The sequence below is a fragment of the Methylobacterium sp. E-025 genome (assembly GCF_022829705.1).
GTDB lineage: Bacteria > Pseudomonadota > Alphaproteobacteria > Rhizobiales > Beijerinckiaceae > Methylobacterium.
Window position 1 is genome coordinate 18,080 of sequence record NZ_JAKSYR010000177.1, and the last position, 26,432, is coordinate 44,511.

Consider the following 26,432-nt stretch of genomic DNA (forward strand, 5'->3'; position numbering starts at 1 on the left):
TCTGCAACACGGCCCGGCGGGCTCGGACGGCGCCGGCCTCAGCGCTTCTCGGCCTCCGCCTCCCGGGTCGGCGCCGGCTCGCCGGTGATGCGCCGGCGCAGATTCATGAACCAGGCCGGCGGCGGCGTGCCGCCCTCGCCGACGACGACCGTCGCGGTCATGCCGGCGACCAGGGGAACGCCCGGCGGCACGTGGCCGATGCGGATCCGCACCGGCACCCGCTGCGCCAGCCGCACCCAGGTGTAGACCGGATCGACGTTGGGGAGGCCCTGCGTACTCGGTGCCGCATTCGCGGTGGAGATGCCCTGCGTGATGCTTTCGACCGTGCCGCGCAGGTGCCCGGAATAGCCCATTAGCGCCATCTCGGCCGGGTCGCCGACATGGATGTTCTCCATCTTGGTCTCCTCGAAATACCCGTCGACCCAGAACGAGTCCGTGTCGATCACCGAGATGTTCGAGGTGCCCGTCGAGGCGTAGTCGCCGGTGCGCAGCAGCAGGTTGGTCACCCGGCCGTTGACGGTGGACTTCACCTGGGTGCGCGCGAGGTTGGTCTTGGCCTGCGACAGCTGCGCCTTGGCGGTCTCCAAGGCCGCCTCGGCGATCTTGGCGGTGCCCGCGTATTGCTGCTTCTCCTCGACGGAGGTCGAGACCGTGGTCAGCGCCTGCCGCCGCGCCGACTGGGCGTTCTTGACGGAAAGGTCGGCCTCGCGGTTCTTCACCTCGGCCTCGGCCGAGGCGACGTTCACCTCGAAGTCGAACGGATCGATCACGTAGAGAACGTCGCCGCGCTTCACGGTCTGGTTGTCGCCGACGCGAAGCTCGACGATCTGCCCCGACACCTGAGGCGCGATGCTGGCGACCTGGACCCGCACCCGCCCGTCGCGCGTCCACGGCGCGGTGACGTAGTACGACCAGACCACCGCCGCGGCGAGGAAGGCGAGCAGCAGGATCACCCCGGTCGCGGCGAGCCGAAAGACCTTCCCGATGCGCCCGCGCCGGGCACGGGCCGGGCGGTCGTCGGCGAGCGCCGGCGGGTCGGCGCGCGTCGCGTCCGCGCGATCGGCCTTCGAGGCCTTGGGGTCGTCCTCGTCGGCCATCACAGCAACACGATCAGGAGGGCGAGCACGCAGACGTAGATCCCGGCCTCGGCGAGCGGCGGGTTGGCGACGTAGCGGCTGAAGCGGATGCGCGCGAAGACGAAGCGTAGCGCGATCAGGATCGCGAAGGCGCCGAGCGCATAGGCGACGAAGGGCGAGACCAGGATCCCGCCGATTTGTAGTTCGTGACGCATCGTCGCCTTCCGGGACCCCTTCGTTTCAAAAACCGGGCATGTCGAGGCGCACGAGGAAGCGCCGATGACGCTCGATAACGCGTGCGGCGGCCACCAGGTCGGTCGCCGCGCGCGCGACCGTCATGCGCGTGCCGCGCTCGTGATCGGCGGCGGCGCGGAGGAGGTCGCGGGCCGCGTCCTGCAGGCGCCAGGCATCGCCGCGCGCCAAAGCCTCGCGGCCCTTCGCGACGGGGGCACGCATCGCCTCGGTGCCGCTCAGCAGCCGCATCTGGGCGTGGGCGCGCGCCGCCGCGGATTCGAGCTGCGATAGGGCGAAGGCGTGCACCATCGCCATGTGCCGCACGGCGCGGCTGCCGGAGGTGTATCCCGCGAACTGGAACAAGCGGTCGGCGTTCAGGCTGGTCCGCGTGGTCGCGTCGCCGCCTTCGCCCGCCAGCGCTTCCGCCAGGGCGCGCTTGGCGGAATCGAGGGCAAAGGCGCGATGCTGCGAGGCCGAGATCGGCAGTACCAGCCGGACGGCGAGAAACAGGATGACCGCGGAGGCCATCACCAGCACCGCGTTCATCAGGAAGGTCTGCGGGTCGTAGCTCTGCGGGTTCTCGGGCGCGATCAGCACGGGCGTGAACACCAGCGCGATGAAGCCGATGCCGAAGGTGGACGGGTTCAGCGACAGGAAGCAGGCGACGAACACCGGCACGATCATCGCGATCGCGAGCAGCGCGAAACCCTGGTTCCCGTTGAGGAAGCCGAACAGCACGATGCCGGCGAACAGCGAGGCCAGCGGCATGCCGATGAGGACGCCGACGGCGAACTTCTTCGGATCGGGCGCGGTCGAGGACAGCGCGCAGGTCGAAGCGACCTGGACCAGCGCGAACGAGGTCTGCGGCAGGCCCGAGAGGACCATGAAGGCGGCTGTGAGCCCGAAGCCGATCGCCACCCGCAACGCGGCGCGCAGGGCCACGGGGAAGTCGCGGTGGGTCGGAAGCTTGACGTCGCGCAGCGGCACGTGGCCGTCAGCGAGGGCGCGCAGGCCGTCGTCGGCGAAGGTCGCGGCGTTGACGAAGTCGAGGCAGCGCTGGAGCGCCACCAGCTCGTCCAGCGGCCGGCGCCCATCGCGGACCGCCGCATCGACGAGGTCGCGCAGGCGTGCATCGATCCGGTCGAGGCGGCCGGCATCCGGTTCGCCGACCCCGCCGGACGCGACCTCGCGGCACAGCCCGATCGCCTCCTCGACCGCCGAGCTCGGATGGCGCAGGGACGCGGCCGCGTTCGCCGCGGCACGGCTCGCCGCCGCCATCACGTAGAGCGCCGCGATGGCGCTGCGGGCGCCGGCCGCCCGGTAGGGGCCGTCGTCGAGCTCGCCGGCGATCGCGCTGGCATCCGCCCGCATCGGCGCGATCGTCCGGATCAGCGCGGCGGTGCGAAGCGGCCCGGGATCGCCCGACGTGAACGCTTCACGGGCGAAGGTCCTGGTGCCCGCGTAGGCCGAGGCCAGCGTCGGCAGCAACGTTCGCCACGTGCTCGGCGAGGCGAGGGCGTCGTTGATGAAGGTGATGGTGACGATCGCGACCGTGATCGCGGCCAGGCGCCCGACTGCCGCGTCGAACGTCGTCTGCGGCGCATCGATATGCGCGAGCGCGATGATCGCCACGGTGTAGCCGGACAGCATCGCGCCGTAGGCGCGGGTGTCCTGCAGGTACTGGGCGATGAAGACGCAGACCCCGATCCAAACCGCGAACGCGACCAGCAGCGTCACCCGGTCCTGCGCGAACAGCGCCATGAACACGATCGCGACGATGCCGCCGATCACGGTGCCGAGGAAGCGGTAGGCGGCCTTCGAGATCGCCTGCCCGCGCTTCGGCTGCGCCAGGATCGCCACGCCGGTGGCGGCCGACGACGCGCTGTCGAGCTGCAACCAGAACGCGGCGTAGAGCGCCAGCATCATCGCCAGCCAGATCCGGAGGGCGAAGGCCCAGGCGGCCGGCTTCGGCACGATCGCGTCGAGCCGGTCGACCATCCGGCCGAGCCAGGGCGTGGTTTCGGTGGCGGCCTCGCTCATCGCGCCGGCGTGCCGGGGGCGGCCCCTGTCTCCACGGTCGCGGCGGCGTCCCGCGCCCGCCCAGCGATCCGCGCCTGCCACAGGCAGAGCAGCGGCGTGACGCCGAGCTCCATGCCGAGCGCCGCGAGCATCGTCAGCGACGGGACGCCGGTGAGCCACAGGCCGAGCAGGCGCGCGAGCCCGCCGAGCACGACGACGAGGGTGAGGAACCGGAAGAGCCGGCCCTTCTCCTCGATCCCGGCGACGCAGGTCAGGAACAGGATGCCGATGCCCGTGAGCAGGCCGGACAGGTAGCGGAAATGGCTGTCGGCCGAGATGTCGGGCAGGCCGGCCTCCAGGCCGTTCATGCCGAAGACCACGCCATACAATCCGGCCGCGATCGGAACGATCGCCGCCACCGCCACCGTGCGCTGCAGCGCCTGTCGTTCCGTCATCATCGCGTTCGGTTACGCTTGGGTACCAGAACGCACAACCCGCCGGAACGCAGGACGATCCGTCAGGCCTTCTCGCCCTTCAGGCGCTTGTTGCACTTGCTCCAGTATTGCGGCCACTTCGGACCCTGCGACACCTTCTCGGCGTCGGCCAGCGCTCGCCACTGCGCGCCGCAGGTCTTCTGGCGCTGGCGCGCCGCCATCTGCCCCGCGCTCGGGGCGGCGTCGGGCTTGGCCGCTGGCGCGGCCGGCGCGGCCATCGGCGTCTCGGTCGGCTTGGCCGGGGGCGGATCCTTGGCCAGGACCGGCTGTGCGAGGGCCAGCGGAACGGCGAAGGCGGCGATCGAGAGGAAACGGGCGAACATGACGGCGGACCCTCCGGGGCGGCACGTCGAATCGCGACGTGCGCTACCTCGCCCCACCACATCGCCAAGCTTGGCCGAGGACAAGGCCGAACGACCGAGCGGCAACAGGCGACCCGGTGATCTCTCGAAAACGTGAGCGGTGATCGGGCGCCCTTGAGTACGCGCCGAGTTCCGAGGTAGCTACCGTCGGCAGACGGGGCCCGTCGTGACGGCCGGCCGATCCGTTGAGAGCGAAGGCAAGCGATGGCGGCCGTGACCGGCAAACCGATCGATCTCCACACCTGGAGCACGCCGAACGGCTGGAAGATCCCGATCATGCTGGAGGAGTGCGGCCTGCCGTATCGGGTCGTCCCGGTCGATATCGCCAAGGGCGAGCAGATGGCGCCCGCGTTCCTCGAAATCTCGCCGAACAACAAGATCCCGGCGATCGTCGATCACGACGGGCCGGGCGGCCAGCCGGTCTCGATCTTCGAATCCGGCGCGATCCTGCAATACCTCGGGCGCAAGACCGGCCGCTTCTATCCGGCCGACGAGCGGGCGCGCGTCGCGGTCGACGAGTGGCTGTTCTGGCAATGCGCCGGCTTCGGGCCGATGCTCGGCCAGACCCACCATTTCAAGATCTACGCGAAGGAGAAGATCCCCTACGCGATCGAGCGGTTCACCGCCGAGACCAACCGGCTCTACGGCGTGCTCGACCGGCGGCTGGCGGATCGCGAGTACCTCGCCGGGGACTACTCCATCGCCGACATGGCGACGGTGCCGTGGGCGAAGTTCACCGGCAAGCAGGGCGTCGACCTCGGCGCGCTGCCGAACGTGAAGGCGTGGCTCGACCGGGTCCTGGCACGGCCCGCCGTGCAGAGAGGCCTCTCCGCGATCTGATCGGGTGCGCCGGCATGCTGATCGGACGCCGCCATCGACGGCGTCCGCAGGGGAGCGGTCCCGCCTACTTGGCGGCGGGCTTGGCCGGCTTCTGCGGCGCCGGCTCGGCGCCGACATTCGCGGCCTGCTGGTTCACGTCCGGCACCCTGGTCCAGGTCTGCGAGCCGCACAGCACCTTGAGCAGGCAGCCCGAGACCGACAGCTCCGAGGCGTTCTCGCGCTCGAGGCTGACCTGATAGATCTTGCCTTCCTCGATGTTGTAGATGCTGCCGGAGAACTTCGCCTCGTCCGGCTGCAGGCCCTCGATCAGCGGCAGGCCGAGTACGGGGCGCGAGCGCTTCTTCGGATCGGGGTTCTTGATGTCGGTGCGCGGCGCGCCGGCTTCCGTGGTGGCGACCTTGAGCCACACCACCTTGCCGCAGACCTGAGCCTGGCCGGCGCCGCAGCGGTCGATGCGGATCTTCGCGCGGCCGTCCTCGGTCAGCCAGGTGCCGGAGGGATCCTTGCTCGACTGGGCGTGCGCCGAGGCGATGCCGGCGAGGAGGAGGGTGGCGGCGAGGGCGAGACGCATGCAGGTAGCTCCGAAGCTGGCGCCTGACGGCGCGGGGCGGGTGGAGTTCGTGAGATCACTCAGCCCCCGCATTCGGGCGATTTTTCGGCAGTGTTGCAGCGTTGCCATGGCCAAGCATCGTGCAGGCTCGGGTTGAGGGTGTCCGGCGCCCTCGCTATAAGCCCGGCGCCAAAGCGTTTTTCGCGACGCGCTTGCTGGCGTTTTTTATTTTCATCCGAAGCGGACTGACCATGGCCACCGAGCGCACCTTCTCCATCCTCAAGCCCGACGCGACCAAGCGGAACCTCACCGGCGCCGTCAACGCGGTCATCGAGAAGGCGGGCCTGCGGATCGTCGGCCAGCGCCGCATCCAGATGAGCCAGGCCCAGGCCGAGAAGTTCTACGAGATCCACAAGGAGCGCCCGTTCTTCGGCGAGCTCGTGACCTTCATGACCTCGGGCCCGGTGGTGGTTCAGGTGCTCGAGGGCGAGAACGCCGTCGCGAAGTACCGTGAAGTGATGGGCGCGACGAACCCGGCCCAGGCCGCCGAGGGCACCATCCGCAAGACCTTCTCGGAATCGGTCGGCGAGAACACCGTCCACGGCTCGGACAGTGCCGACAACGCCAAGATGGAAATCGCGCAGTTCTTCCAGGATTCCGACATCGTCGGCTGAGGAACGCGGGAACCGCGTGCCCGAGGGTGGTCGCCGGAACACACCGGGGACGCCTTCGGCTCGGTAGAACGCCACATCGCCCGGAATGGAGGGCGGTGTGGCCGCACCGTCATTGACGAAGCGTGCGGCCAGAGAGTCCAACGGCGTCGGATTCCCAGATCTCGCCAATGGACCTGCCATGACGACCCGCCGCCTGTCCCTGATCGCCGCCGGCCTGCTCTCGCTCGCCGCGACCGCCGCCCTCGCCAGCGGGTCCTCCGCGCCGTTCGATCAGTACCAGCCCGACCCGGCGCTGCGCACGGTGCCGAAGGCCAACCTCGAAGGCCGCGTGCGCCACGCCTGCGCCGTGGTCCAGGCCCGCATCACCAACGCGCCGGAAGCCTCGCTGGAGCGCCCCTGCGGCTGCTACGCGAAGCAGACCATGCGCTCGCTCGACGAGTCCGAGATCGAGGCCTACCGCGCCACCGGCTACTTCAACGATTCCGCCCGCGCCAAGGCGCTGAACGCACTGGATTCGTGCAAGCTGCAGCGGCCGGTCTAGAAACAAGTACGAGGCCTTCCCTCTCCCCTCTGCGGGGAGGGAAGGCGCGGAACGCTACAGGCTCAGCAGGGCCGCGTCGGCCGCGCCGCGATCGTCGTCGATCACGACGCGCTCGCCCTCCAACCGGGCACGCCCCCCCGCCACCAGCGCGAGCGCTGCCGGGTAGAGCCTGTGCTCCTGCACGATCACCCGCGCGGCGAGGCTGTCGGGATCGTCGCCCGAACGCACCGGGACCGCCGCCTGCGCCACGATCGGGCCGGCATCGAGTTCCGGCACCACGTAATGCACCGTGCAGCCGTGGAGGCGGACGCCGGCGGCGAGCGCCTGCGCGTGGGTGTGCGTGCCCTTGAACAGCGGCAGCAGGGACGGGTGGATGTTGATCATCCGCCCGGCCCAGGCCTCGGCGAAGCCCGCCGAGAAGATCCGCATGAAGCCGGCGAGGCACACCAGCTCGACGCCGGCCGCGCGCAGCTCGGCGTCGAGCGCGGCGTCGAAGGTCGCGCGGTCGGAGAACGTGGTGTGGTCGATCGCGTGCGCCGGGATGCCGACGGAACGCGCATGGGCGAGGCCGCCGGCCTCCGGCCGGTTCGAGAGCACCAGCACGATCTCGGCCGGGTAATCCGGCGCCTTCGCCGCCTCGATCAGCGAGACCATGTTCGAGCCGCGGCCCGAGATCAGGATCGCGACGCGCGTTCTGGGCCCCGCCGACATCAGAGCGCGAGGCGGCCGGTGAACGCGACGGGCTCCGGGCCGCGGGCGGTGATCGCCCCGAGCCGCACCGGTGCCTCGCCGGCCTCGGCGAGGGCCCGAATCACCGCCCCGGCGCGGTCCTCGGCGACCACCAGCACCATGCCGATGCCGCAGTTGAAGGTGCGCAGCATCTCGGCTTCGGCGACGCCCCCCTCCCGCGCGAGCCAGCCGAAGACCGGCGGCGGGCGGACCGCGTCGAGGTCGATCGTGATGCCGACGTCGTCGGGCAGGACGCGGGGCAGGTTGTCCGGGAAGCCGCCGCCGGTGATGTGGGCGAGCGCCTTGATCCCGTCGGTCGCCTTCAGCACCGCGAGCAGCGGCTTCACGTAGATCCGCGTCGGCTCCAGCAACGCCTCGCCCAGCGTCCTTCCGGTGGCGAACGGCGCGGCCGCGTCCCAGGCCAGGCCGGTGCGCGCGACGATGCGGCGGACCAGCGAGAAGCCGTTCGAGTGCACGCCAGAAGAGGGCAGGCCGAGCACCGCGTCGCCGGCGCGGATGCCGGGCTTCGGCAGCAGGGTGCCGCGCTCGGCCGCGCCGACCGAGAACCCGGCGAGGTCGTAGTCTGCGCCGTCGTAGAGGCCCGGCATCTCGGCGGTCTCGCCGCCGATCAGGGCGCAGCCGGCCTGGCGGCAGCCCTCGGCGATGCCGCGGACGATGTCGGCGCCGACGCCCGGCACGAGCTTGCCGGTGGCGTAGTAGTCGAGGAAGAACAGCGGCTCGGCGCCCTGGACGATGATGTCGTTAACGCACATCGCCACGAGGTCGATGCCGATCGTGTCGTGCCGACCGGTCTCGATCGCGATCTTCACCTTGGTGCCGACGCCGTCGTTGGCGGCCACCAGGATCGCGTCCTTGAAGCCCGCGGCCTTGAGGTCGAACAGGCCGCCGAACCCGCCGATCTCCGCGTCGGCCCCGGGCCGGCGCGTGGCGCGCACCAGCGGCTTGATGGTCTCGACCATCGCGTTGCCGGCATCGATGTCGACGCCCGCATGCGCGTAGGTCAGCCCGTTCGTGATCTCGGCCGTCATCGGCGTTCCGTTCCTGTGGTCCGGGGCTGCTTTAGCCGAGATTCGCGCCGACCGAACCCGTCGGGCTACAAGAAAATGACGCGCTGCGGCCGCTCCGTGGCACGGCGGGCACCGGCGGCCGCCTTGACCGTTCGGAACCGCCTTCCCACTGTCCCCACGCGAGTTCGCAGGGGAGGGCGTCGATGCGCGGCAGGGCTGTGATCGGTCTGGCGGCGCTCGTCGCCCTCGGCATCGTGGTCTACCTGCTGCGGGAGGTGATGCTGCCCTTCGTGGCCGGCATCGCGCTCGCCTACCTGCTCGATCCGCTGGCCGACCGGCTCGAGCGCCTCGGCCTCGGTCGGCTGACGGCGAGCCTGCTGATCCTGGCGATGTTCGTCGCCGGCCTGATCGTGTCGCTGCTGATCCTGGTGCCGCTCGCCGCCAATCAGGTGGCGGCGCTGATCAACAGCCTGCCCGGCATGATCGGGCGGCTGCAGGGCATCATCGCCGAGCGGGCCGGCCCGGTGCTGCAGCGGCTCGGCGGCGCCGACGTGGTCAACGAGCTGCAATCCTCCGTCGGGACCCTCGCGACGCAGGGCGGCGCGTGGCTGCTCGCCTTCCTCAAGTCGATCTGGTCCGGCTCGCAGGCCGTGATCTCGGTGATCTCGCTGCTGGTGGTGACGCCGGTGGTCGCGTTCTACATCCTCGTCGACTGGGACCGGATGATCGCGACGCTCGACACCTGGGTGCCGCCGCGCCACCGCACGACGGTGCGCCGGCTCGCCGCGCAGATCGATCGCGCGATCATCGGCTTCGTCCGCGGCCAGACGCTGGTCTGCCTGATCCTCGGCACCTTCTACGCGGTCGGCCTCTGGCTCGTCGGTCTGAACTTCGGCGTGCTGATCGGGCTGATCGCCGGCTTCCTCACCTTCATCCCGTATGTCGGCACACTCACCGGCTTCCTGCTCTCGGTCGGCGTCGCGCTGGTGCAGTTCTGGCCGGGCTCGGACTGGCTGCATCTCGGGCTGACGGTGGGCGTGTTCCTCGTCGGGCAGTTCCTTGAGGGCAACGTAATCGCGCCCAAACTCGTCGGCGAATCCGTCGGCCTGCATCCGGTCTGGCTGATGTTCGCGCTGCTCGCCTTCGGCTCGCTGTTCGGCTTCCTCGGGCTGCTGCTCGCAGTGCCGGTTGCGGCCTCGATCGGCGTCGTCGTGCGCTTCGCCCTGTCGCGCTACCTGCAGAGCCGGCTCTACCACGCCGAGCAGCCGGTGCTGATCGAGGTGCCGCGGCCTTGAGCCTTGGCGCTTGACTGTCGGGCCGGCACGGTCACCCTGGGCGCCGCATGCGCGAGAACGCCCCCCCGAAGCAACTGGCCTTCGACCTGCCGCTCGATCCGCGCTACGGCCGCGAGGATTTCCTGGTCGGCACGGCCAACGAGGCCGCCTACGCGTCGATCGAGGCCTGGCCCGATTGGCCGGACACCGTGCTCGTGCTCACCGGCCCGCCGGGCAGCGGCAAGAGCCATCTCGCCTCGATCTGGGCGACGCGGGCCCATGCCTGGACCGTGCCGGCGGCCGAGGTCACGGCGGAGACCGTGACCCACTGCATCTCGAACGGCGCCCTGGTGATCGAGGACATCGACCGCCCGGGCCGCGACGAGGCCGCCCTGTTCCACCTGCTCAACCTCGCCCGCGAGCGAAAATGCCCGGTGCTGCTGACCAGCGGCGCGGCGATCGACCAGATCGGCCTGACGGTGGCCGACCTGCGCTCGCGCCTGAGGCTGGCGCCGGGCGTCGCGATCCGCGAGCCCGACGACGCGCTGCTGCGCGCGGTCATCGTCAAGCTGTTCGTCGATCGGCAGCTCGTGGTCGATCTCCGGGTGATCGACGCCGTCGCCCTGCGCATCGACCGCTCCCTCGGGCGCGCCCGCGAGGTGGTGACCGAGCTCGACCGCGACGCCCTCGGCCGCGGCCGCCGCATCACGCGGCCGCTGGCGCTCGCGGTCCTCGAACGCCTCGGGATCGCGGATGGCGGCGACGACGAGGACGACTGATCGCGATCGGTCGGACGCCGCCGGCCATCGCCGAGGAACGGGCTCGCCCGTCGCCGACCGTCACGGCAGTGTCGCATTCCGGCAGAGCACCCATGTTAGGGACGCCGCGACAGGCGGCAGGTGAGGAGTGGCAGGGTTGTCGGACATCGAATCGAACGTGGACGCCCTCGATCGTGCGGACGACGTCACCGAAGCCGGAGACGACGCGGCGCCGAAGCGCGCGCCGCGCCGGGCGCCGGCATCCGCACGGACCTCGCGCCGTCCCTCAGCATCCGAGGCAGCCGGCGACGAGTGGCCGACCACCGCCGAGATCCCCGAGCCGCCGGCGGCCGACGACGACAAGGCCGCGCGCGAGACGATCCTCGAGGCCGGCCGCGCCCTGCGGCTTTCGCCGGAGCGCTTCGTCAACCGCGAGCTGTCGTGGCTGCAGTTCAACCGGCGCGTCCTCGAAGAGGCCGCGAACCCGTCGCATCCGCTGCTGGAGAAGCTGCGCTTCCTCTCGATCTCGGCCAACAACCTCGACGAGTTCTTCATGGTCCGCGTCGCCGGCCTGCACGATCAGGTCCGCGCCGGGCTGACGCTGCCGTCGCAGGACGGGCTGTCGCCGTCCGAGCAGCTCGCGCGCATCGGCACCGGCGTGTCGAAGCTCGCGGAGGACCAGCAGGCGCGCTGGCGCGAGCTGCGCGAGGAGCTCGACGGCGTCGTCGCCCTGGTCGAGCCCGACGCCCTGCGCCCGGAGCACGCCGCGTGGCTGGAGGAGTACTTCCTCAACCACGTCTTCCCGGTGCTGACGCCGCTGGCGATCGACCCGGCCCACCCGTTCCCGTTCATCCCGAACCTCGGCACCACCATCGCGCTGATGCTGATGCGTCCGCGCGACGGCCGCGTGCTGCGCGCGTTGATCCGCATGCCGGGCGTGCTCGACCGCTTCGTGCGGCTTCCGGCGATCGAGGACGACACGGTCGCGCGCTTCATCGCCATCGAGCAGGTGATCGTGCTGTTCACCGGGCGCCTGTTCCCGGGCTACCTGGTGAAGGGGCAGGGCGCCTTCCGGGTGATCCGGGACTCGGACCTCGAGATCGAGGAGGAGGCCGAGGACCTCGTCCTGCATTTCGAGACCGCGCTGAAGCAGCGCCGCCGCGGCATCGTCATCCGCCTCGAGGTCGAGTCCGGCATGCCGGAGGACCTGCGCAGCTTCGTCTGCGACGAGCTCGAGATCGGCGCGGACGCGGTGTTCATCGTCGAGGGCATGCTGGCGCTCAACGAGCTGTCGCAGATCGTCGGGATCGACCGGCCCGACCTCAAGTTCAAGCCGTACAATCCGCGCTTCCCCGAGCGCATCCGCGAGAGCGGCGGCGACGTGTTCGCGGCGATCCGCCAGAAGGATTTCTGCGTCCACCACCCCTACGAATCGTTCGATTCGGTGGTGCAGTTCCTGGCCCAGGCCGCGCGCGACCCGAACGTCGTCGCGATCAAGCAGACGCTCTACCGCACCTCGTCGAACTCGCCGATCGTCGCGGCGCTCGCCGAGGCCGCCGAGCTCGGCAAGTCGGTCACCGCGCTGGTCGAGCTGAAGGCGCGCTTCGACGAGGAGGCCAACATCCGCTGGGCGCGCAACCTCGAGAAGGCCGGCGCGCAGGTGGTGTTCGGCTTCGTCGAGCTGAAGACCCACGCCAAGCTGTCGATGGTGGTGCGGCGCGAGGGCGACAAGCTTGTGACCTACTGCCACGTCGGCACCGGCAACTATCACCCGATCACCGCCCGCATCTACACCGACCTTTCGTTCTTCACCGCCGACCCGGCGGTGGCGCGCGACGTCTCGCGGATCTTCAACTTCATCACCGGCTACGCCGAGCCGGCGCAGCTGGAGCGGATGTCGGTCTCGCCGCTGACCGCCAAGGCGCGGCTGCTGGCCGACATCGAGGCGGAGGCGGCCCACGCCAGGGCGGGCCGGCCGGCCGCGATCTGGATCAAGTGCAACTCGCTGGTCGACGCGCAGATCATCGACGCGCTCTACGATGCCTCGCAGGAGGGCGTGCAGATCGACTGCGTGGTCCGCGGCATCTGCTGCCTGCGGCCGGGCGTGCCGGGCCTGTCCGAGACGATCCGCGTGAAGTCGATCGTCGGGCGCTTCCTCGAGCACGGGCGCATCTACGCCTTCGGCAACGGCGTCGGGCTGCCGCACCCGAAGGCGACGGTCTACATCTCCTCGGCCGACCTGATGAGCCGCAACCTGGACCGCCGCGTCGAGTCGCTGCTGCCGATCAGCAACCCGACGGTCCATCAACAGGTTCTCGACCAGATCATGCTGGCCAACCTTCTCGACAACCGCCAGAGCTGGCGTGTACTGGCATCGGGCGGCGCCGAGCGCATCCACCCCGCCGAGGGCGAGGAACCGTTCAACGCGCACAAGTACTTCATGACGAACCCGAGCCTGTCCGGCCGCGGCAAGTCGTCGAAGAAGTCGAGCCCGCGGGCTCTCAGCCGTCGCGCGCAGCGGGGCTGATCGTCCGGCCCCCGGCCGGATACACGGATCGGGCGGTGCGGATCGCGCCGCCGGGTCATCCAGACGTGCGTTCGACGAGCAGATCGGTATCATACAGCGAGGTCGTTGCTTGGGTCCCCATCGCGCCAACCTCACGCTCGCTCATTCCGCCGACCGGGAGCCGGCCTTGGTCAACGCGCCCGTCGCGATCATCGACATCGGTTCGAACTCGGTCCGCCTCGTCGCCTATGACGGCCTGAGCCGGGCCCCGACGCCGCTCTACAACGAGAAGGTCCTGTGCGGGCTCGGCCGCAACGTCCTCACCACCGGCCGCCTCAACGACGAGGCGGTGCGGCGGGCGCTCGCCGCGCTCGCCCGCTTCCGGGTGCTGTGCGAGACCATGCGGGTTTCGCGGCTGTTCGTCCTCGCCACCGCCGCCGCCCGCGACGCCTCCAACGGGCCCGCCTTCCTCGAGGCCGCCGAGGCGGCCTGCGGCACGCGCATCGAGCTGCTGTCGGGGCGGCGCGAGGCCGAGCTGTCGGCGCTCGGCGTGGTCTCGGGCTTCCATGCGCCGGACGGCGTGGTCGGCGACCTCGGCGGCGGCTCGCTGGAGCTCGTCGACGTGCGCGGCGCCGTGGTCGGGCAGGGCGTGACGATGCCGCTCGGCGGCCTCGCGCTGCAGGACCTCTCCGGCGGCTCGCTGAAGAAGGCCGGCAAGATCGTGCGCGAGCACATGAAGAAGGCCGCGCCGCAGCTCGAGACCCTGCGCGGCCGCACCTTCTACGCGGTCGGCGGCACCTGGCGGGCGCTCGCCCGCCTGCACCAGGCCGCGCGGCAATATCCCGTCCACGTGATGCACGGCTACAGCGTCGAGCCGACGGACGAGCTGAGCTTCCTCCAGGTCGTCGAGCAATCCGACGCCGCGACGCTGCAGGACGTCGAGGCGATCTCCGAGGCGCGTCGACCGCTCCTGGCCTACGGCGCGGTGGTGCTGGAGGAGATCATCCGCGTCGGCCGCCCACGGGAGGTCGCGATCTCGGCCTCCGGCGTGCGCGAGGGCCTGCTCTACGAGCAGGTCGACCGCGAGACCCGGGCGCTCGACCCGCTGCTCGCCTCCTGCGCCGAGCTGAACCAGCTGCGCGCGCGCTCGCCGCGCCACGCCGACGAGCTGATCGCCTGGACCGACCGGTTCGTGGCGGCGCTGGACGGGCCGGAGACCGCCGACGAGCGCCGGCTTCGCCACGCCGCCTGCCTCCTGTCCGACATCGGCTGGCGGGCGCATCCCGACTACCGCGGCGAGCAGAGCATCGCGATTATCCAGAACGCGGCCTTCGTCGGCATCGACCATCCTGGCCGCGGCTTCCTCGCCCTGGCGATCTACTTCCGCCACGAGGGCGTCGCCCCGGAGAAGGCGAACCCGATGCTGCGGGCGCTCGCGGGCCCGCGCCTGTTCGAGCGCGCCCGCCTCATCGGCGCGCTGCTGCGCGTCACCTTCCCGATGACCGCCGGCATGGAAGGCGCGCTCCGCCGCATGCCGCTCACCATCGAGGACGGCCGCGTCGTCCTGAGCCTGCCGCCCGAATGGGACGCGCTGAACGGCGACCGCCTGCTCAACCGCGTCCGCGGCCTCGCCCGCATCGTCGGCCTGGAAGGGCGCGTCCGCGTCGGGTGACAATCCGGGTACGGGACCGGAGCGTGGCGCTCCGGTCGGGGCTCAAGCCGCTCGCTCGGCGAAGATCGCCTTCTTCACGATGGCGTGGACGCCCCAGTTGCCGTCGACCACCTGCGTGATGCCGAAATCGACCGCGATCGACATCAGCGAGATCGCCTCGTCCTCGGTCAGTCCCTTCGCGTGCATCAGGAACTGCCGCATCTTGCGGAAGGCGTCGCGCATCGCGAGGTCGATCGAGGACTTCTGGAAGATCGCGTCCTGCGCGGCCGGCCCGAGGTCCTTGAGGTAGTTCGGATAGCTGAAGCCCGAGAGGACCCACTCGTCGCGCGTCTCGATCATCGGGAAGTCGAGGCTCTCGAGCGCGGTGCCGGGCAGGTCCTGCTTCTTGTGCAGCACGAACTGGAACGTGCCGGTGAGCGAGCACTCGATCGCGGTGCCGCAGAGTTCCGAATCGCCCTGGCTGGCATGCGGATCGCCGACCGAGAACAGCGCACCCGGCACGGCGACCGGATAGTACATCGTCGCCCCCTTGCCGATGCGCCAGTTGTCGATGTTGCCGCCGGTGTAGCTCGGCGGGATCGAGTTCACCATGTCGGCTTCGGCCGGCGCCAAGCCCATCGTGCCGAAATGGGGGCGGATCGGCACGCGGATGCCCTTCAGGACGTCGAAGTTGCGCTCGGTCTTGGTGTGATCGACCAGCAGCCCCGGATAGTCGATCGTCGGGTGCGCGATCCCGTTCGGGTCGGTCACGCCGGGCCAGCGGAAGCTGTAGACCGCCTTCGCCCAGTCGCGCGTGCCGGTGGCGTCGACCTCGTAGATCGTCACCACCTCGCGCGGCCGGTCGCCGGTGATGAGGTCCTTGTAGTGGTAGCCCCACCAGGCGGCGGCGTTGCTTCCGAACGCCAGGCCCTTGAACTTCGGGTTGGCACAGGGCCGCGGCGCGACGTCGAGGATGCGGACCTCCAGCACGTCGCCCGGCTCGGCTCCGCGGATCGCCACCGGGCCGGTGCAGATGTGGACGCCGAGACCGCCGCCCGGCCCGAGCTTGGCATCCTCCGGGCCCGCCCCGCGCCGCGCGACGCCCTTCTTGTCCTTGGTCCACAGATAGACGCTCTCGGCACCCGGATCGCCCTGGATCATCCGCTCGGCATCGTCGCTGGCCTGGTGCGTGAGGGTCTCGATCGTGACGAAGTCGCCCGACGCGATCTCGACCTGCGGCTTCAGGTTCTTGCTGAAGTAGCCCCAGTGCACCGTGTCGGCGTTGGCTGGCAGCATCTGGTGCGTCGCCTGCCGCGGTCCGCGCGCCGCGCTGGTCTGGGCGAGGGCGGGCGTGACCAGGGACAAGCCGCCGGCCGCGAGCGCGGCAGCGCCGCCTGTGGCGACGAAGCCACTCTTCAGGAAGGCGCGTCGCTCGGGCGCGAGATCGCCGAGGAAGCGGCGGCGGTGCTCCGCGAACGCCGCGCAGTTCGGATCGTCGCCCTGGCACATCGTCTCGACCCCCGGCATCCCACTCGGATCGGGAAATGCAAGGACACGGCCAGAGTCCGGGGCCGCTACTCCGACAGCATGCCCGCGCCGGGCTCGGCCGAGTCGAGCATCTGGCCGCCGCCCGCCTGGGCCTCGACCACCGCCGCGGTCGTCACGTTGACGATGCCGCGCGCCGTGACCGACGGCGTCAGGATGTGGGCGGGCTTGGCCGGGCCGATCAGCAGCGGGCCGACCGGGAGGGCGTCGGCGAGCACCTTGGCGAACTGGTAGGCGATGTTGGCCGCGTCCAGGTTCGGGAAGATCAGCACGTTGGCCGCGCCCTTCAGGCGCGAGCCCGGCAGCACCCGGTCGCGGACGATCTCGGAGAGCGCGGAATCGGCCTGCATCTCGCCGTCGACCTGAAGCTCGGGCGCACGGTCGTTGATGAGGCCCAGAGCCGCCCGCATCTTCATCGCCGAGGGCGTGTCGGACTGGCCGAAGTCGGAATGGCTGAGCAGCGCGATCTTCGGGGTGATGCCGAAGCGCGTGACGTGCCCGGCGCAGGCGACGGCGAGCTCGGCGATCTCCTCCGCGCTCGGATCCTGGCGCACATGCGTGTCGGCGAGGAAGTAGGCGCCCTTCTTCGTGACGATCAGGCTCATCGCGGCGCATTGCGTCACGCCGGGCGACAGCCCGATGATGTCGCGGATGATGCGCAGGCGCGTCTCGAACCGGCCTTCGAGCCCGCAGATCAGCGCATCGGCCTCGCCGCGGCGCACGGCGATGGCGCCGATGATCGTGGTGTTGGTGCGCACCAGCGTGCGGGCCGCATCCGGCGTGATGCCGCGGCGCCCGGCGATGTCGAGGTAGGTCTGGACGTAGGAGCGGTAGCGCGGATCGTCCTCGGGATCGATCAGCTCGAAGTCCCGGCCCTCCTGGATCGAAAGGCCGAAGCGCTTGAGCCGGGTCTCGACCACCCGCGGGCGGCCGACGAGGATCGGCTTGGCGACGCCGTCCTCGACGATGGCCTGGACCGCGCGCAGCACGCGCTCGTCCTCGCCCTCGGCGTAGATCACGCGCTTGGGATTCTCCTTCGCCTTGGAGAACAGCGGCTTCATGATGAAGCCGGAGCGGTGGACGAACCGATCGAGGGATTCGGCGTAGGCCGCGATGTTCTCGACCGGGCGGCCGGCGACGCCGGAATCCATCGCTGCCTGGGCGACGGCCGGCGCGATGCGCAGGATCAGCCGCGGGTCGAACGGGCTCGGGATCAGCGAGCGCGGCCCGAACGGTCGGGCCTCGCCGCCATAGGCGCGGGCCACCACGTCGGAGGGGGTCTCGCGGGCGAGCGCGGCGATGGCCTTCACCGCCGCCTTCTTCATCTCCTCGTTGATGCTGCGCGCGCCGACGTCGAGCGCGCCGCGGAAGATGTAGGGGAAACACAGGACGTTGTTGACCTGGTTCGGGAAGTCCGAGCGCCCGGTGCAGATCATCGCGTCGGGGCGCTTCTCCTGCGCCAGGTCGGGCATGATCTCGGGATAGGGGTTGGCCAGCGCCATGATCAGCGGCTTCTCGGCCATCTTCTCGAGGTATTCGGGCTTGAGCACGCCGCCGGCCGAGAGGCCGATGAACACGTCGGCGCCGGGGATGACCTCGGCCAGCGTCCGCGCCTCGGTCTCCTGGGCGTAGACGTCCTTCCACCGGTCCATCAGCTCGGTGCGGCCCTTGTAGACCACGCCCTTGATGTCGGTGACCGTGATGTTCTCGCGGGTCGCGCCGAGCGAGACCAGCAGGTTGAGGCAGGCCAGGGCCGCCGCCCCGGCGCCCGAGGTGACGATGCGGACGTCCGACAGCTGCTTGCCGGCGAGCTCGAGCGCGTTGAGCACGGCCGCCGCCACGATGATCGCGGTGCCGTGCTGGTCGTCGTGGAAGACCGGGATGTTCATCCGGGCGCGGCACTGCTCCTCGACCTCGAAGCATTCCGGCGCCTTGATGTCCTCCAGGTTGATGCCGCCGAAGGTCGGCTCCAGCGAGCACACCACGTCGACGAGCTTGGCGACGTCGAGCTGGTCGACCTCGATGTCGAACACGTCGATGCCGGCGAACTTCTTGAACAGGACCGCCTTGCCCTCCATCACCGGCTTCGAGGCGAGCGGGCCGATGTTGCCGAGGCCGAGCACGGCGGTACCGTTGGTGAGCACGGCGACGAGGTTCTGGCGGATGGTGAGGGTCGCGGCCTCCTGCGGGTCGGCCGCGATCGCCTCGCAGGCGGCGGCGACGCCGGGCGAGTAGGCCAGCGCCAGGTCGCGCTGGTTGCCGAGCGGCTTGGTCGCCTGGATCTCGAGCTTTCCGGGGCGCGGGAGGCGGTGATAGACGAGAGCCCCTGACTTGAGATCCTCGGACATGTTGTCGCCCATGGCCCATTCTCCCTCGATCAGGCGCGTACGTCGTGTGGCGCCGAACGCCCTCGCATGAAGGCCCTGTTGCACCGGCTGCGCAGCGGGCGCAACCCGAACAACGAGACGCGGATCCACCTGGAAAAGCTGGTGCGCGCCCACGGATTCTCCATCGGTGCCTATTCGTACGGCCGCCCGAAGGTGCGATTCGCCGAATCCGGGCGGAGGCTGACGATCGGCCGCTATTGTTCCATCGCCGACAAGGTCGAGATCCTGCTCGGCGGCGACCATCGCCTCGACTGGGCCTCGACCTATCCCTTCGCCGCGATGCGCGGGCTGTGGCCGGAGGCGGACGCGCCGGCCGGGTACCACGCCTCGCGCGGGGACGTGTCGATCGGGCACGACGTCTGGCTCGGCTCGGGCTGCCTGATCCTGTCCGGGGTCACGGTCGGGCACGGCGCGGTGGTGGCGGCGCACGCCGTGGTCACGCGCGACGTGCCGCCCTACGCAATCGTCGCCGGCAACCCGGCCCGGGTCGTGCGTACCCGCTTCGACGCGGCGACGGTGGCGGACCTCGTCGCCTGCGCCTGGTGGGACCTGCCGCATGCGGCGGTGTCGACGCTGGTGCCGCTGCTGCAGAGCGGGCGCATCCCCGAGCTGATCGCCGCCGCCCGCGCCGTTGCACCGCCTGCCTGAATCCCTTACCCGCGGGCCGATCGCACTTGAGCGCCCGCCCGAAGGTCCGACCGATGTCCCAGACGCCCCCCGACCGCCTCGCCGTGAACCCGAACAGCCCGTTCTACGACGAAACCATTCTGGAACGCGGCATCGGCATCCGCTTCAAGGGGGTCGAGAAGACCAACGTCGAGGAATATTGCGTCAGCGAGGGCTGGGTCCGCCTCAGCGCCGGCAAGACCCTGGACCGCGCCGGCAACCCGATGACGGTGAAGCTCAAGGGCACGGTCGAGCCCTACTTCCGCGACGCCGCACCCGAGGCCTGAGCCTCGCGCCGGCCGCGAGCCAGGTCGAAATCGCGCAGGGTACCCGCGACCAGGGCCGCGACCTGCTCCGGGCTGCGCGCATCCCGGACCACGAGGCTCGCCAGCACGTCGGTGCGGCGTTGCCGCTGCTTGGCCGTCCGGGCGTGGTTCGAGAGCCGTAGGGCGAAGCCGCATCCCGCGCGTTGGAGGTACAGGCTGTCACCGCGCTCGTTGCGCGCGGTCACCCGGAAACCGTGCTCGGCGAGAAGCCGTGCCGCGTGCGCGAGCGCCGCGGCCGGGGGCAGGGCGCGTGCGCCCGAGCCGGTCACGGACCGGCCGGCTCGATGGTGCCGAGGGCGCGGCGTCCCAGGGTCCGCGTCTTCAGCCGCAGCGCCGGCCGCTCGATGGCGTACCACGAGGCCGCGGCCACCGGGATCGTGAGCGCGAGCGCCGGGATCAGCAGCAGCGCCGGGGAAGCACCGGGCCACGAAGCATGCAGGCTCTGCTGCACCGGCCAGCCGTAGAGATAGATCCCGTAGGAGAGGTCCGCGGCCGGGTCGAAGGCCTTGCGCGCCAGCCAGGGCGACAGCCCGAGCCAGATTGCGCCGTAGCCTTCCGCCGTGAACAGCAGCGTGCGGTAGAGCGGGGTGTGGCGCGCCAGGAGGCAGGCCAGCGCCAGGATCGCGAGCGGGACGGCCGAGAGGCGCACGGATGCCCTTCCGGCGTAGAGCGCCGCGCCGATCGCGAAGATCAGCGGCAGCCGCAACGCCGTCTCGAGGCCCTTCGGCAGGTCGGGATGCTTCGCATCCGCGATCAGGAGCGCGATCGCAAAGCCGGCGGCGATCAGCGGCACCGTCCAGCGCGCCCGCAACGCGCCGACGAGGCCGGCAGCGACGACGCCCAGATAGCACAGGGTCTCGTATTTCAGGGTCCAGACCGTGCCGAGCGGGCTGCGATACGGGTTGTCGGGAAAGACGCCCGGCAGCGACGCGTTGCTCTTGAAGGTGGTCAGCGTGCCACGCACGAAGCGCCAGACGCCGCATTCGCGCAGATACTCGCCGAGCGGCAGCGTGCTCATCGCGGCGCCGAGGACGAGGGCGACCAGCAGCGTCGCGGCGACGAGCCCCGGCAGGATGCGCAGGGTCCGGGCGATGAGGTAGTCGACGAGGCCGCGCCGGTCGAAGCTCATCGTCACGAGGAAGCCCGACACCGCGAAGAAGCCGTTCACCGCGTGCTCGCCGAGAGTGAAGCCGGTCGCCCGCGCCAGCGGCTCGTCGAGGGCGTTGCCGTTGGTGACGCTGAAGGCATGCGAGACCACCACCGCCAGCGCGAGCGCCAGGCGAAGGCCGGAGAAGCCGTTGTGCGGGCGGGCCAGCGCGTCCGCCACCGTCGCGGCGCGGGTCATTCGAGGCCCTCGCGGGCCAGCGCGGACCGGCCCCGCAGCGCGGCCCAGGCGCCCGCGGCCGAGCCGCCGTAGCGCTCGACGCCGACACGCCGCAGGACCAGCAGGGACAGGCAGGCCTTGAGCGCGTTGGCCGCGAGCCCCGGCAGGATGGGGTCGGCGAGCCCGTACTTGCGGGCGACGTAGGCGCGCGACCACGCCTGGTGCCAGCGGGTGCGGAACATCCGGCCGCGCTCCGGCGCCGAGGAGCGCCCGCGCCCGTGCAGGACCTCGGCGCCGTGCACGTGGACGAGGGCGCGGCCCGCATCGGCGATGCGGCGACAGAGGTCGTCGTCCTCGTAGAACAGGAAGATCCGCTCGTCGAAGCCGCCGAGCGCCAGGAAGAACGTCCGCTCGATCATCACGCACGCGCCGGACAGGAACGGCGCGCAGGCATCGCCCGCGGGCAGGTCGCGGCGCCCGCGCGGGTTGGTGAGGTACGGCGCCAGCAGGGAGCGCGGCTGGTAGAAGAACCGGCCGTCCGGCTCGACGATGCGCGGCGCGAACAATCCGGCCTCCGGCCAGCGCTCGGCGGCGGCGAGCAGGGCGTCGGCCGCGCCCGGCCGCAGGATCACGTCGGGGTTGAGGATCAGCACGTAGCGGGCCTGCGCGGCAACGCGGACGCCGAGGGTGTTGGCGCGGCCGTAGCCCTCGTTCCGAGCGTTGCGGACCACCTGCGCGCCGGCCGCCTCCGCGATCTCCGCCGATCGGTCGCGGCTCGCATTGTCGACGACGATCGCCGGCACATGCTCGGCCCCGAGCGCCGACAGGCAGGCCGGCAGAGCTTCGGCGCTGTCATGCGCGACGACGACGGCGACGAGGCTGGGCACTTAACCGACTCCCCGGGGCGACCGCTTTTCCCTCCCCCCTCTGCGGGGGGAGGGAAGGACGTGTGGGGTCACGCCTTCTTCTCAGGCAGGTTCAGGCGGATGTGCAGCTCGCGAAGCTGCTTCGGGGTCGCCTCGGACGGCGCGCCCATCATCAGGTCCTCGGCGCGCTGGTTCATCGGGAACAGCACCACCTCGCGGATGTTCGGCTCCTCGCAGAGCAGCATCACGATGCGGTCGACACCCGGCGCGATGCCGCCGTGCGGCGGGGCGCCGAGGCGCAGCGCGTTGAGCATGCCGCCGAACTTGGCTTCAAGCACGTCGCGCCCGTAGCCCGCGATCGCGAACGCCTTCTCCATGATCTCGGGCTTGTGGTTCCGGATCGCGCCCGACGACAGCTCGATGCCGTTGCAGACGATGTCGTACTGGAACGCCTTGATGTCGAGGATCTTGGCGTCGTCGCCCTCGCCGAGGGCCAGGAAGGCGTCGTGGTCGAAGTTCGGCATCGAGAACGGATTGTGCGAGAAGTCGATGTGCTTCTCGTCCTCGTTCCACTCGAACATCGGGAAGTCGGTGATCCAGCAGAACGCGAACTGGTCCTTGTCGGACAGGCCGAGGTCGTCGCCGATGCGGATGCGCGCCTTGCCGGCGAGCGCCGCGGCCTTCGCCTCGGTGCCGGCGGAAAAGAAGACCGCGTCGCCCGCCTTCGTCCCGGTCTTCTCGGCGATCCGCGCCAGGATCGGCGCGGGGATGAACTTGGCGATCGGGCCCTTGCCCGTGAGGGCGCCGTCGACCTCCTCGAACACCACGTAGCCGAGCCCGGGCGCGCCCTCGGCGCGGGCGAAGTCGTTGAGCTTGTCGAAGAACGAGCGCGGCTGCGTCGCCGCGCCCGTCGCCGGGATCGCGCGGACCACGCCGCCGGACTTGATCACGCCCTTGAACGCCTTGAACTCGACCGCGTCTTCGGCGAACTCGGCCGTGACGTCGGCGATGAGCAGCGGGTTGCGCAGGTCGGGCTTGTCGACGCCGTACTTCAGCATCGCGTCGGCGTAGGTGATGCGCGGAAACACGTCGGTGACGCGCTTGTCGCCGGCGAACTCCTTGAACACCCCGTGCAGAACCGGCTCGACCGCCTGGAACACGTCCTCCTGGGTGACGAAGCTCATCTCGATGTCGAGCTGGTAGAACTCGCCCGGCGAGCGGTCGGCGCGCGCATCCTCGTCGCGGAAGCAGGGCGCGATCTGGAAGTAGCGGTCGAAGCCGGCGATCATCGTCAGCTGCTTGAACTGCTGCGGTGCCTGCGGCAGCGCGTAGAATTTCCCGGGATGGACGCGGGAGGGGACGAGGTAGTCGCGTGCGCCCTCGGGGCTCGATGCCGTGAGGATCGGCGTCTGAAACTCGAAGAACCCGCCCTCGCGCATACGCCGACGCAGCGAGTCGACGATCGCGCCGCGCTTCATGATGTTAGCGTGCAGCTTCTCGCGGCGCAGGTCGAGGAAGCGGTACCGCAGGCGGGTCTCCTCGGGGTACTCGAGGTCGCCGAAGACCGGCAGCGGCAGCTCGGCGGCCGCGCCCAGCACCTCGAGCTCGTCGATGTAGACCTCGACCGCGCCGGTCGGCAGCTCGGCGTTCTCGGTCCCGGCCGGCCGGGTGCGGACGCGCCCGTCGAGGCGCACGACCCATTCCGAGCGCACGGTGTTGGCCGCCTTGAAGGCCGGCGAATCCGAATCGACCACGCACTGCGTCAGCCCGTAATGGTCACGCAGGTCGATGAAGAGCACGCCGCCATGGTCGCGGATGCGGTGGCACCAGCCGGAGAGGCGGACGGATGCGCCGACATCGGATGGGCGCAGCGCCCCGCAGGTATGGGTCCGGTAACGGTGCATCGCAAAACCTTGGAATGGAAGCGCGGCACCATTCACGCGAGGGGGGCGAAGTCAAGGCGCGCCGCGGGACCGGGCGGCCGGGTGCCGAGCCTCGCCGTCGCGGAGGCCCGGCGGAACCGCGGGCCCAGCGAAGACGGCGCAGGTCCTCGGGGACGTCGAACCTGAGGATCGATGGGGATGCCGGCGCATCCGGCTCCCCTTTACAAGAAACCTCCGATATAGCCGGGGGCATGGATCTGATCAGTACGACGCAGGCGCTCCGCGACGCCTGCGACCGCCTCGCCGCGCAGAGCTTCGTCACCGTGGACACGGAGTTCATGCGCGAGACGACCTATTACCCCAAGCTCTGCCTGATCCAGATGGCGGCGCCGGACGGGACCGGCGTGCTGGTCGATCCGCTGGCGGACGGCATCGACCTCCAGCCCTTCGTCGACCTGATGGCGGACGAGGGCGTGGTGAAGGTGTTCCATTCCGCCCGCCAGGACCTCGAGATCATCTGGCTGATGGGCGGGCTGCTGCCGCAGCCGTTCTTCGACACCCAGGTCGCGGCGATGGTCTGCGGCTACGGCGACTCCGTGTCCTACGAGCAGCTGGTCAACGACGTGGCCAAGGCGAAGATCGACAAGTCCTCGCGCTTCACCGACTGGTCGCGGCGCCCGCTCTCGGACGCGCAGCTCTCCTACGCCCTGTCGGACGTCACCCATCTGGTGACCGTGTACGAGAAGCTGGTCGCCGACCTCGTGCGCGACGACCGCGGGCAGTGGCTCGACGAGGAGATGGCGGTGCTGACCTCGCCCGACACCTATCGCGCCGACCCGGCTCAGGCCTGGCGCCGCCTGTCGGGGCGGATGCGCAAGCCGCGCGAGATCGCGGTGCTGATGGAGGTCGCGGCCTGGCGCGAGCGCGAGGCGCAGACGCGCAACGTGCCGCGCGGGCGCATCCTGAAGGACGAGGCGGTGATCGACGTCGCGACCTCGGCGCCGCGCAACGTCGAGGCGCTCGGCCGCTTGCGCTCGATCCCGGCGGGCTTCGAGCGCTCGCGCACCGGTACCGACATCCTCGCCGCCGTCGAGCGCGGGTTCGCCCGCGACGTCGGCGAGATCGCGCTGCCCGAGCGCGGTCGCGGCCGCAGCGGCGGCAACGGGGCGCTGGTCGAGTTGCTCAAGGTGCTTCTGAAGGCGGTGTGCGAGACCGAGGGCGTCGCGCCGAAGATCATCGCCACGGTGGACGATCTCGAAGCGGTGGCCGACGACGACGCGGCCGACGTGCCGCTTCTCCAGGGCTGGCGCCGCGAGCTCTTCGGCAGCAAGGCGCTCGATCTGAAGCACGGTCGCCTCGCGCTCTCCGCCGAGGGCGGGCGCATCGTAGTGCGGTCGCTGGCCTGAACCGGCGATCGGCCGGCATCCGGTCATCGACGCGAGACCATCGCAGGCGAACCCGTGACACGGGGACGGACCGGGACTAAATGGCAATGCGATTGCCGAAACGTCCCAGGGCCCCACGTCGCATCCGATGCACGAACCCAACGAAGTCCTCCAGACGCTGACCGGGCGGGGCACCGTCTCGGCGGAGGGCTGCGGAACCGTCCGGGTCCGCTACCGGGTGATCGTGGAACGGCGGGCATCCGTCGTTACGGCCCATGGCAGCCTTCACGGAAGCCATGCCGGCCTGCGCCCGATCTGGCTGATCCCGGACTCCACCCTGCGCCTGAAGACCGGCCGGCCCCTCGCGATCTCGCTCACCGACCTCGTCGGCGACGCCGCCGAGTTCGAGAGCACCGGCGCCGTCGGGACCCTCGCCTGAGATCGTCGCGGCCGGCCTGCGAGGCAATCCTCCTTCCCGGATGACCACCGTTGAGACGGCGATTCTCGACATCGCTCGGCGCAGGAAAATGCTGTTCTGGGTCGCCGACGGCGGTTTCATGCGACCAGAGCGCGCAGAAGCGGCAGGAAATTACCGAAGCTTGACCGCGAAGCATCCGCGGTGCTGTCGCGACCGCATTTTGCAGCGCATCTGCCCATTGCCAAGGCGATGCCGTGTCATGCCGCGCGAAGCGGCAGCGCACCGTGCACCGAGCGCATGAAAAACGCGAATGCCGAAGCTCAAGCTGCAAACGGCGCATGTGTTTGCCGCTCACGCCGAAGCACAACACCTGGGCACGACCTCTTTTTGTGCGATGCACAATAAGTTTTTGCGGCGCGTCAACGACCCTGGTCTTCCCGCGAAGGTGCGGCGACTTGCGCACAACCCTATCGGAGGCGCCCGAACCGAGTTGACGAGGCTCAAAAATCTCTTAGAGTTCGTTCAAGCTTCGGTTTCGAGGGGGCCGCCTCAGGGATGGCGGCCTCTGGCTCGGCGACCCAAAGTCGTCGATTTCCTGCCCGCTACCGAAGCAAATCGATCCCTGTCGCAAAGAGTCAGGTCAGGTCTTCTCGACGCGGTCTGCGTCGTGTCCGGAAGGCATCAAGACTTGTCGGAGGAACACACATGAGAGCGGTTCATCTTCTCGCGCTTGGCGCGAGCCTTGCGGTTGCCGCCCCGGCGATCGCGAACGACGATCTGATGAAGCATCTGGCGAACCCGGCCGAGCAGGTGCTGCAGACGGTCGACTACGCCAACACGCGCTATTCGAAGCTCGACCAGATCAACGCGGGCAACGTCAAGAACCTCCAGGTGGC

General features: G+C 70.3%; 25 protein-coding genes and 1 pseudogene. 12 read left to right on the forward strand and 14 right to left on the reverse strand.

Going from position 1 to position 26,432, the window contains the following annotated elements; translation table 11 throughout:
* Positions 1-38 precede the first annotated feature (38 nt).
* Genes MKK64_RS25450 through MKK64_RS25470 form a run of 5 tightly spaced genes read right to left on the reverse strand, consistent with a single transcriptional unit; the run spans position 39 to position 4,146 of the window.
* On the reverse strand, positions 39-1,097 hold the full coding sequence (locus MKK64_RS25450) for an HlyD family secretion protein (protein ID WP_243938400.1): 1,059 nt from the start codon (positions 1,095-1,097) through the stop codon (positions 39-41).
* Positions 1,097-1,291: a DUF1656 domain-containing protein gene (locus MKK64_RS25455; RefSeq protein WP_147729829.1), complete on the reverse strand. Its 195-nt coding sequence runs from the start codon at positions 1,289-1,291 to the stop codon at positions 1,097-1,099. Before MKK64_RS25455 ends, MKK64_RS25450 begins: the two co-directional genes overlap by 1 nt.
* Positions 1,292-1,316: 25 nt before the next feature.
* Positions 1,317-3,350, reverse strand: coding sequence for an FUSC family protein (locus tag MKK64_RS25460; protein WP_243938402.1), 2,034 nt, complete (start codon positions 3,348-3,350; stop codon positions 1,317-1,319).
* Positions 3,347-3,787, reverse strand: coding sequence for a DUF4345 domain-containing protein (locus MKK64_RS25465; protein ID WP_243938404.1), 441 nt, complete (start codon positions 3,785-3,787; stop codon positions 3,347-3,349). Before MKK64_RS25465 ends, MKK64_RS25460 begins: the two co-directional genes overlap by 4 nt.
* Before the next feature lie 59 nt (positions 3,788-3,846).
* Positions 3,847-4,146 (reverse strand): hypothetical protein, encoded by a 300-nt coding sequence (locus tag MKK64_RS25470; RefSeq protein WP_243938406.1) that lies wholly within the window; start codon positions 4,144-4,146, stop codon positions 3,847-3,849.
* 243 nt (positions 4,147-4,389) lie between these two features.
* On the opposite strand from MKK64_RS25470, the gene MKK64_RS25475 reads away from it, so the two are divergent.
* Positions 4,390-5,025: a glutathione S-transferase N-terminal domain-containing protein gene (locus MKK64_RS25475; RefSeq protein WP_243938408.1), complete on the forward strand. Its 636-nt coding sequence runs from the start codon at positions 4,390-4,392 to the stop codon at positions 5,023-5,025.
* A gap of 64 nt (positions 5,026-5,089) precedes the next feature.
* Here MKK64_RS25475 and MKK64_RS25480 read toward each other — a convergent pair whose 3' ends face one another.
* Positions 5,090-5,596, reverse strand: a complete 507-nt coding sequence (locus MKK64_RS25480; protein ID WP_243938410.1) for a DUF2147 domain-containing protein — start codon at positions 5,594-5,596, stop codon at positions 5,090-5,092.
* 230 nt (positions 5,597-5,826) lie between these two features.
* Here MKK64_RS25480 and ndk point away from each other — a divergent pair, with 230 nt between their 5' ends.
* Both ndk and MKK64_RS25490 read left to right on the forward strand, forming a co-directional pair.
* A complete protein-coding gene (gene ndk, locus MKK64_RS25485; RefSeq protein WP_147726086.1) occupies positions 5,827-6,249 on the forward strand; it encodes a nucleoside-diphosphate kinase in 423 nt (140 codons plus the stop codon).
* A 178-nt stretch (positions 6,250-6,427) separates the two neighbouring features.
* Positions 6,428-6,790, forward strand: a complete 363-nt coding sequence (locus MKK64_RS25490; RefSeq protein ID WP_147726087.1) for a hypothetical protein — start codon at positions 6,428-6,430, stop codon at positions 6,788-6,790.
* Positions 6,791-6,844: 54 nt separating this feature from the next.
* Here MKK64_RS25490 and purN read toward each other — a convergent pair whose 3' ends face one another.
* Both purN and purM read right to left on the reverse strand, forming a co-directional pair.
* Positions 6,845-7,501, reverse strand: coding sequence for a phosphoribosylglycinamide formyltransferase (gene purN, locus MKK64_RS25495; RefSeq protein WP_147859279.1), 657 nt, complete (start codon positions 7,499-7,501; stop codon positions 6,845-6,847).
* The gene (purM, locus tag MKK64_RS25500) at positions 7,501-8,568 is read right to left on the reverse strand and encodes a phosphoribosylformylglycinamidine cyclo-ligase (RefSeq protein ID WP_243938411.1); all 1,068 of its coding nucleotides are present in this window, start codon (positions 8,566-8,568) and stop codon (positions 7,501-7,503) included. Before purM ends, purN begins: the two co-directional genes overlap by 1 nt.
* A gap of 182 nt (positions 8,569-8,750) precedes the next feature.
* Here purM and MKK64_RS25505 point away from each other — a divergent pair, with 182 nt between their 5' ends.
* From MKK64_RS25505 to ppx, 4 genes are all read left to right on the forward strand, one after another.
* A complete protein-coding gene (locus tag MKK64_RS25505; RefSeq protein ID WP_243938412.1) occupies positions 8,751-9,842 on the forward strand; it encodes an AI-2E family transporter in 1,092 nt (363 codons plus the stop codon).
* Positions 9,843-9,889: 47 nt separating this feature from the next.
* Positions 9,890-10,600, forward strand: coding sequence for a hypothetical protein (locus MKK64_RS25510; RefSeq protein WP_243938414.1), 711 nt, complete (start codon positions 9,890-9,892; stop codon positions 10,598-10,600).
* 145 nt (positions 10,601-10,745) lie between these two features.
* Complete coding sequence (locus MKK64_RS25515) at positions 10,746-13,106, forward strand: RNA degradosome polyphosphate kinase (protein ID WP_243938422.1); 2,361 nt, start codon at positions 10,746-10,748, stop codon at positions 13,104-13,106.
* 109 nt (positions 13,107-13,215) lie between these two features.
* Complete coding sequence (ppx, locus tag MKK64_RS25520; RefSeq protein WP_147841665.1) at positions 13,216-14,757, forward strand: exopolyphosphatase; 1,542 nt, start codon at positions 13,216-13,218, stop codon at positions 14,755-14,757.
* A gap of 42 nt (positions 14,758-14,799) precedes the next feature.
* Here the strand turns inward: ppx and MKK64_RS25525 are convergent, their stop codons facing one another.
* Entirely contained in the window at positions 14,800-16,245 is a 1,446-nt protein-coding gene (locus MKK64_RS25525) for an acetamidase/formamidase family protein (RefSeq protein ID WP_243938423.1), read from the reverse strand.
* 65 nt (positions 16,246-16,310) lie between these two features.
* Positions 16,311-18,641 (reverse strand): NADP-dependent malic enzyme, encoded by a 2,331-nt coding sequence (locus MKK64_RS25530; RefSeq protein ID WP_147726093.1) that lies wholly within the window; start codon positions 18,639-18,641, stop codon positions 16,311-16,313.
* Positions 18,642-18,695: 54 nt separating this feature from the next.
* Here MKK64_RS25530 and MKK64_RS25535 point away from each other — a divergent pair, with 54 nt between their 5' ends.
* Both MKK64_RS25535 and MKK64_RS25540 read left to right on the forward strand, forming a co-directional pair.
* Positions 18,696-19,316 (forward strand): CatB-related O-acetyltransferase, encoded by a 621-nt coding sequence (locus tag MKK64_RS25535; RefSeq protein ID WP_187275407.1) that lies wholly within the window; start codon positions 18,696-18,698, stop codon positions 19,314-19,316.
* Between the two features lie 53 nt (positions 19,317-19,369).
* Complete coding sequence (locus MKK64_RS25540) at positions 19,370-19,621, forward strand: DUF3297 family protein (RefSeq protein WP_147726094.1); 252 nt, start codon at positions 19,370-19,372, stop codon at positions 19,619-19,621.
* Here the strand turns inward: MKK64_RS25540 and MKK64_RS25545 are convergent.
* The 4 genes from MKK64_RS25545 to aspS form a co-directional block, all read right to left on the reverse strand.
* Positions 19,591-19,929, reverse strand: coding sequence for a hypothetical protein (locus tag MKK64_RS25545; RefSeq protein WP_147859283.1), 339 nt, complete (start codon positions 19,927-19,929; stop codon positions 19,591-19,593). The genes MKK64_RS25540 and MKK64_RS25545 overlap by 31 nt on opposite strands.
* Positions 19,926-21,005, reverse strand: coding sequence for an acyltransferase family protein (locus tag MKK64_RS25550; RefSeq protein WP_243938416.1), 1,080 nt, complete (start codon positions 21,003-21,005; stop codon positions 19,926-19,928). Before MKK64_RS25550 ends, MKK64_RS25545 begins: the two co-directional genes overlap by 4 nt.
* On the reverse strand, positions 21,002-21,871 hold the full coding sequence (locus MKK64_RS25555; protein ID WP_243938417.1) for a glycosyltransferase family 2 protein: 870 nt from the start codon (positions 21,869-21,871) through the stop codon (positions 21,002-21,004). The genes MKK64_RS25550 and MKK64_RS25555 overlap by 4 nt, the downstream gene beginning before the upstream one ends.
* A 68-nt stretch (positions 21,872-21,939) precedes the next feature.
* Positions 21,940-23,754 carry an aspartate--tRNA ligase gene (gene aspS, locus MKK64_RS25560; RefSeq protein WP_147728091.1) on the reverse strand — a complete coding sequence of 605 codons (1,815 nt, stop codon included), beginning with the start codon at positions 23,752-23,754 and terminating at the stop codon, positions 21,940-21,942.
* A 230-nt stretch (positions 23,755-23,984) separates the two neighbouring features.
* Here aspS and rnd point away from each other — a divergent pair, with 230 nt between their 5' ends.
* The 3 genes and pseudogenes from rnd to MKK64_RS25575 all read left to right on the forward strand — a co-directional run.
* Positions 23,985-25,139, forward strand: coding sequence for a ribonuclease D (gene rnd, locus MKK64_RS25565; protein ID WP_243938418.1), 1,155 nt, complete (start codon positions 23,985-23,987; stop codon positions 25,137-25,139).
* Positions 25,140-25,266: 127 nt separating this feature from the next.
* A complete protein-coding gene (locus MKK64_RS25570) occupies positions 25,267-25,557 on the forward strand; it encodes a hypothetical protein (protein ID WP_243938419.1) in 291 nt (96 codons plus the stop codon).
* A 684-nt stretch (positions 25,558-26,241) separates the two neighbouring features.
* Positions 26,242-26,432 (forward strand): annotated as a pseudogene (locus MKK64_RS25575) (PQQ-dependent dehydrogenase, methanol/ethanol family); the annotation flags it as partial.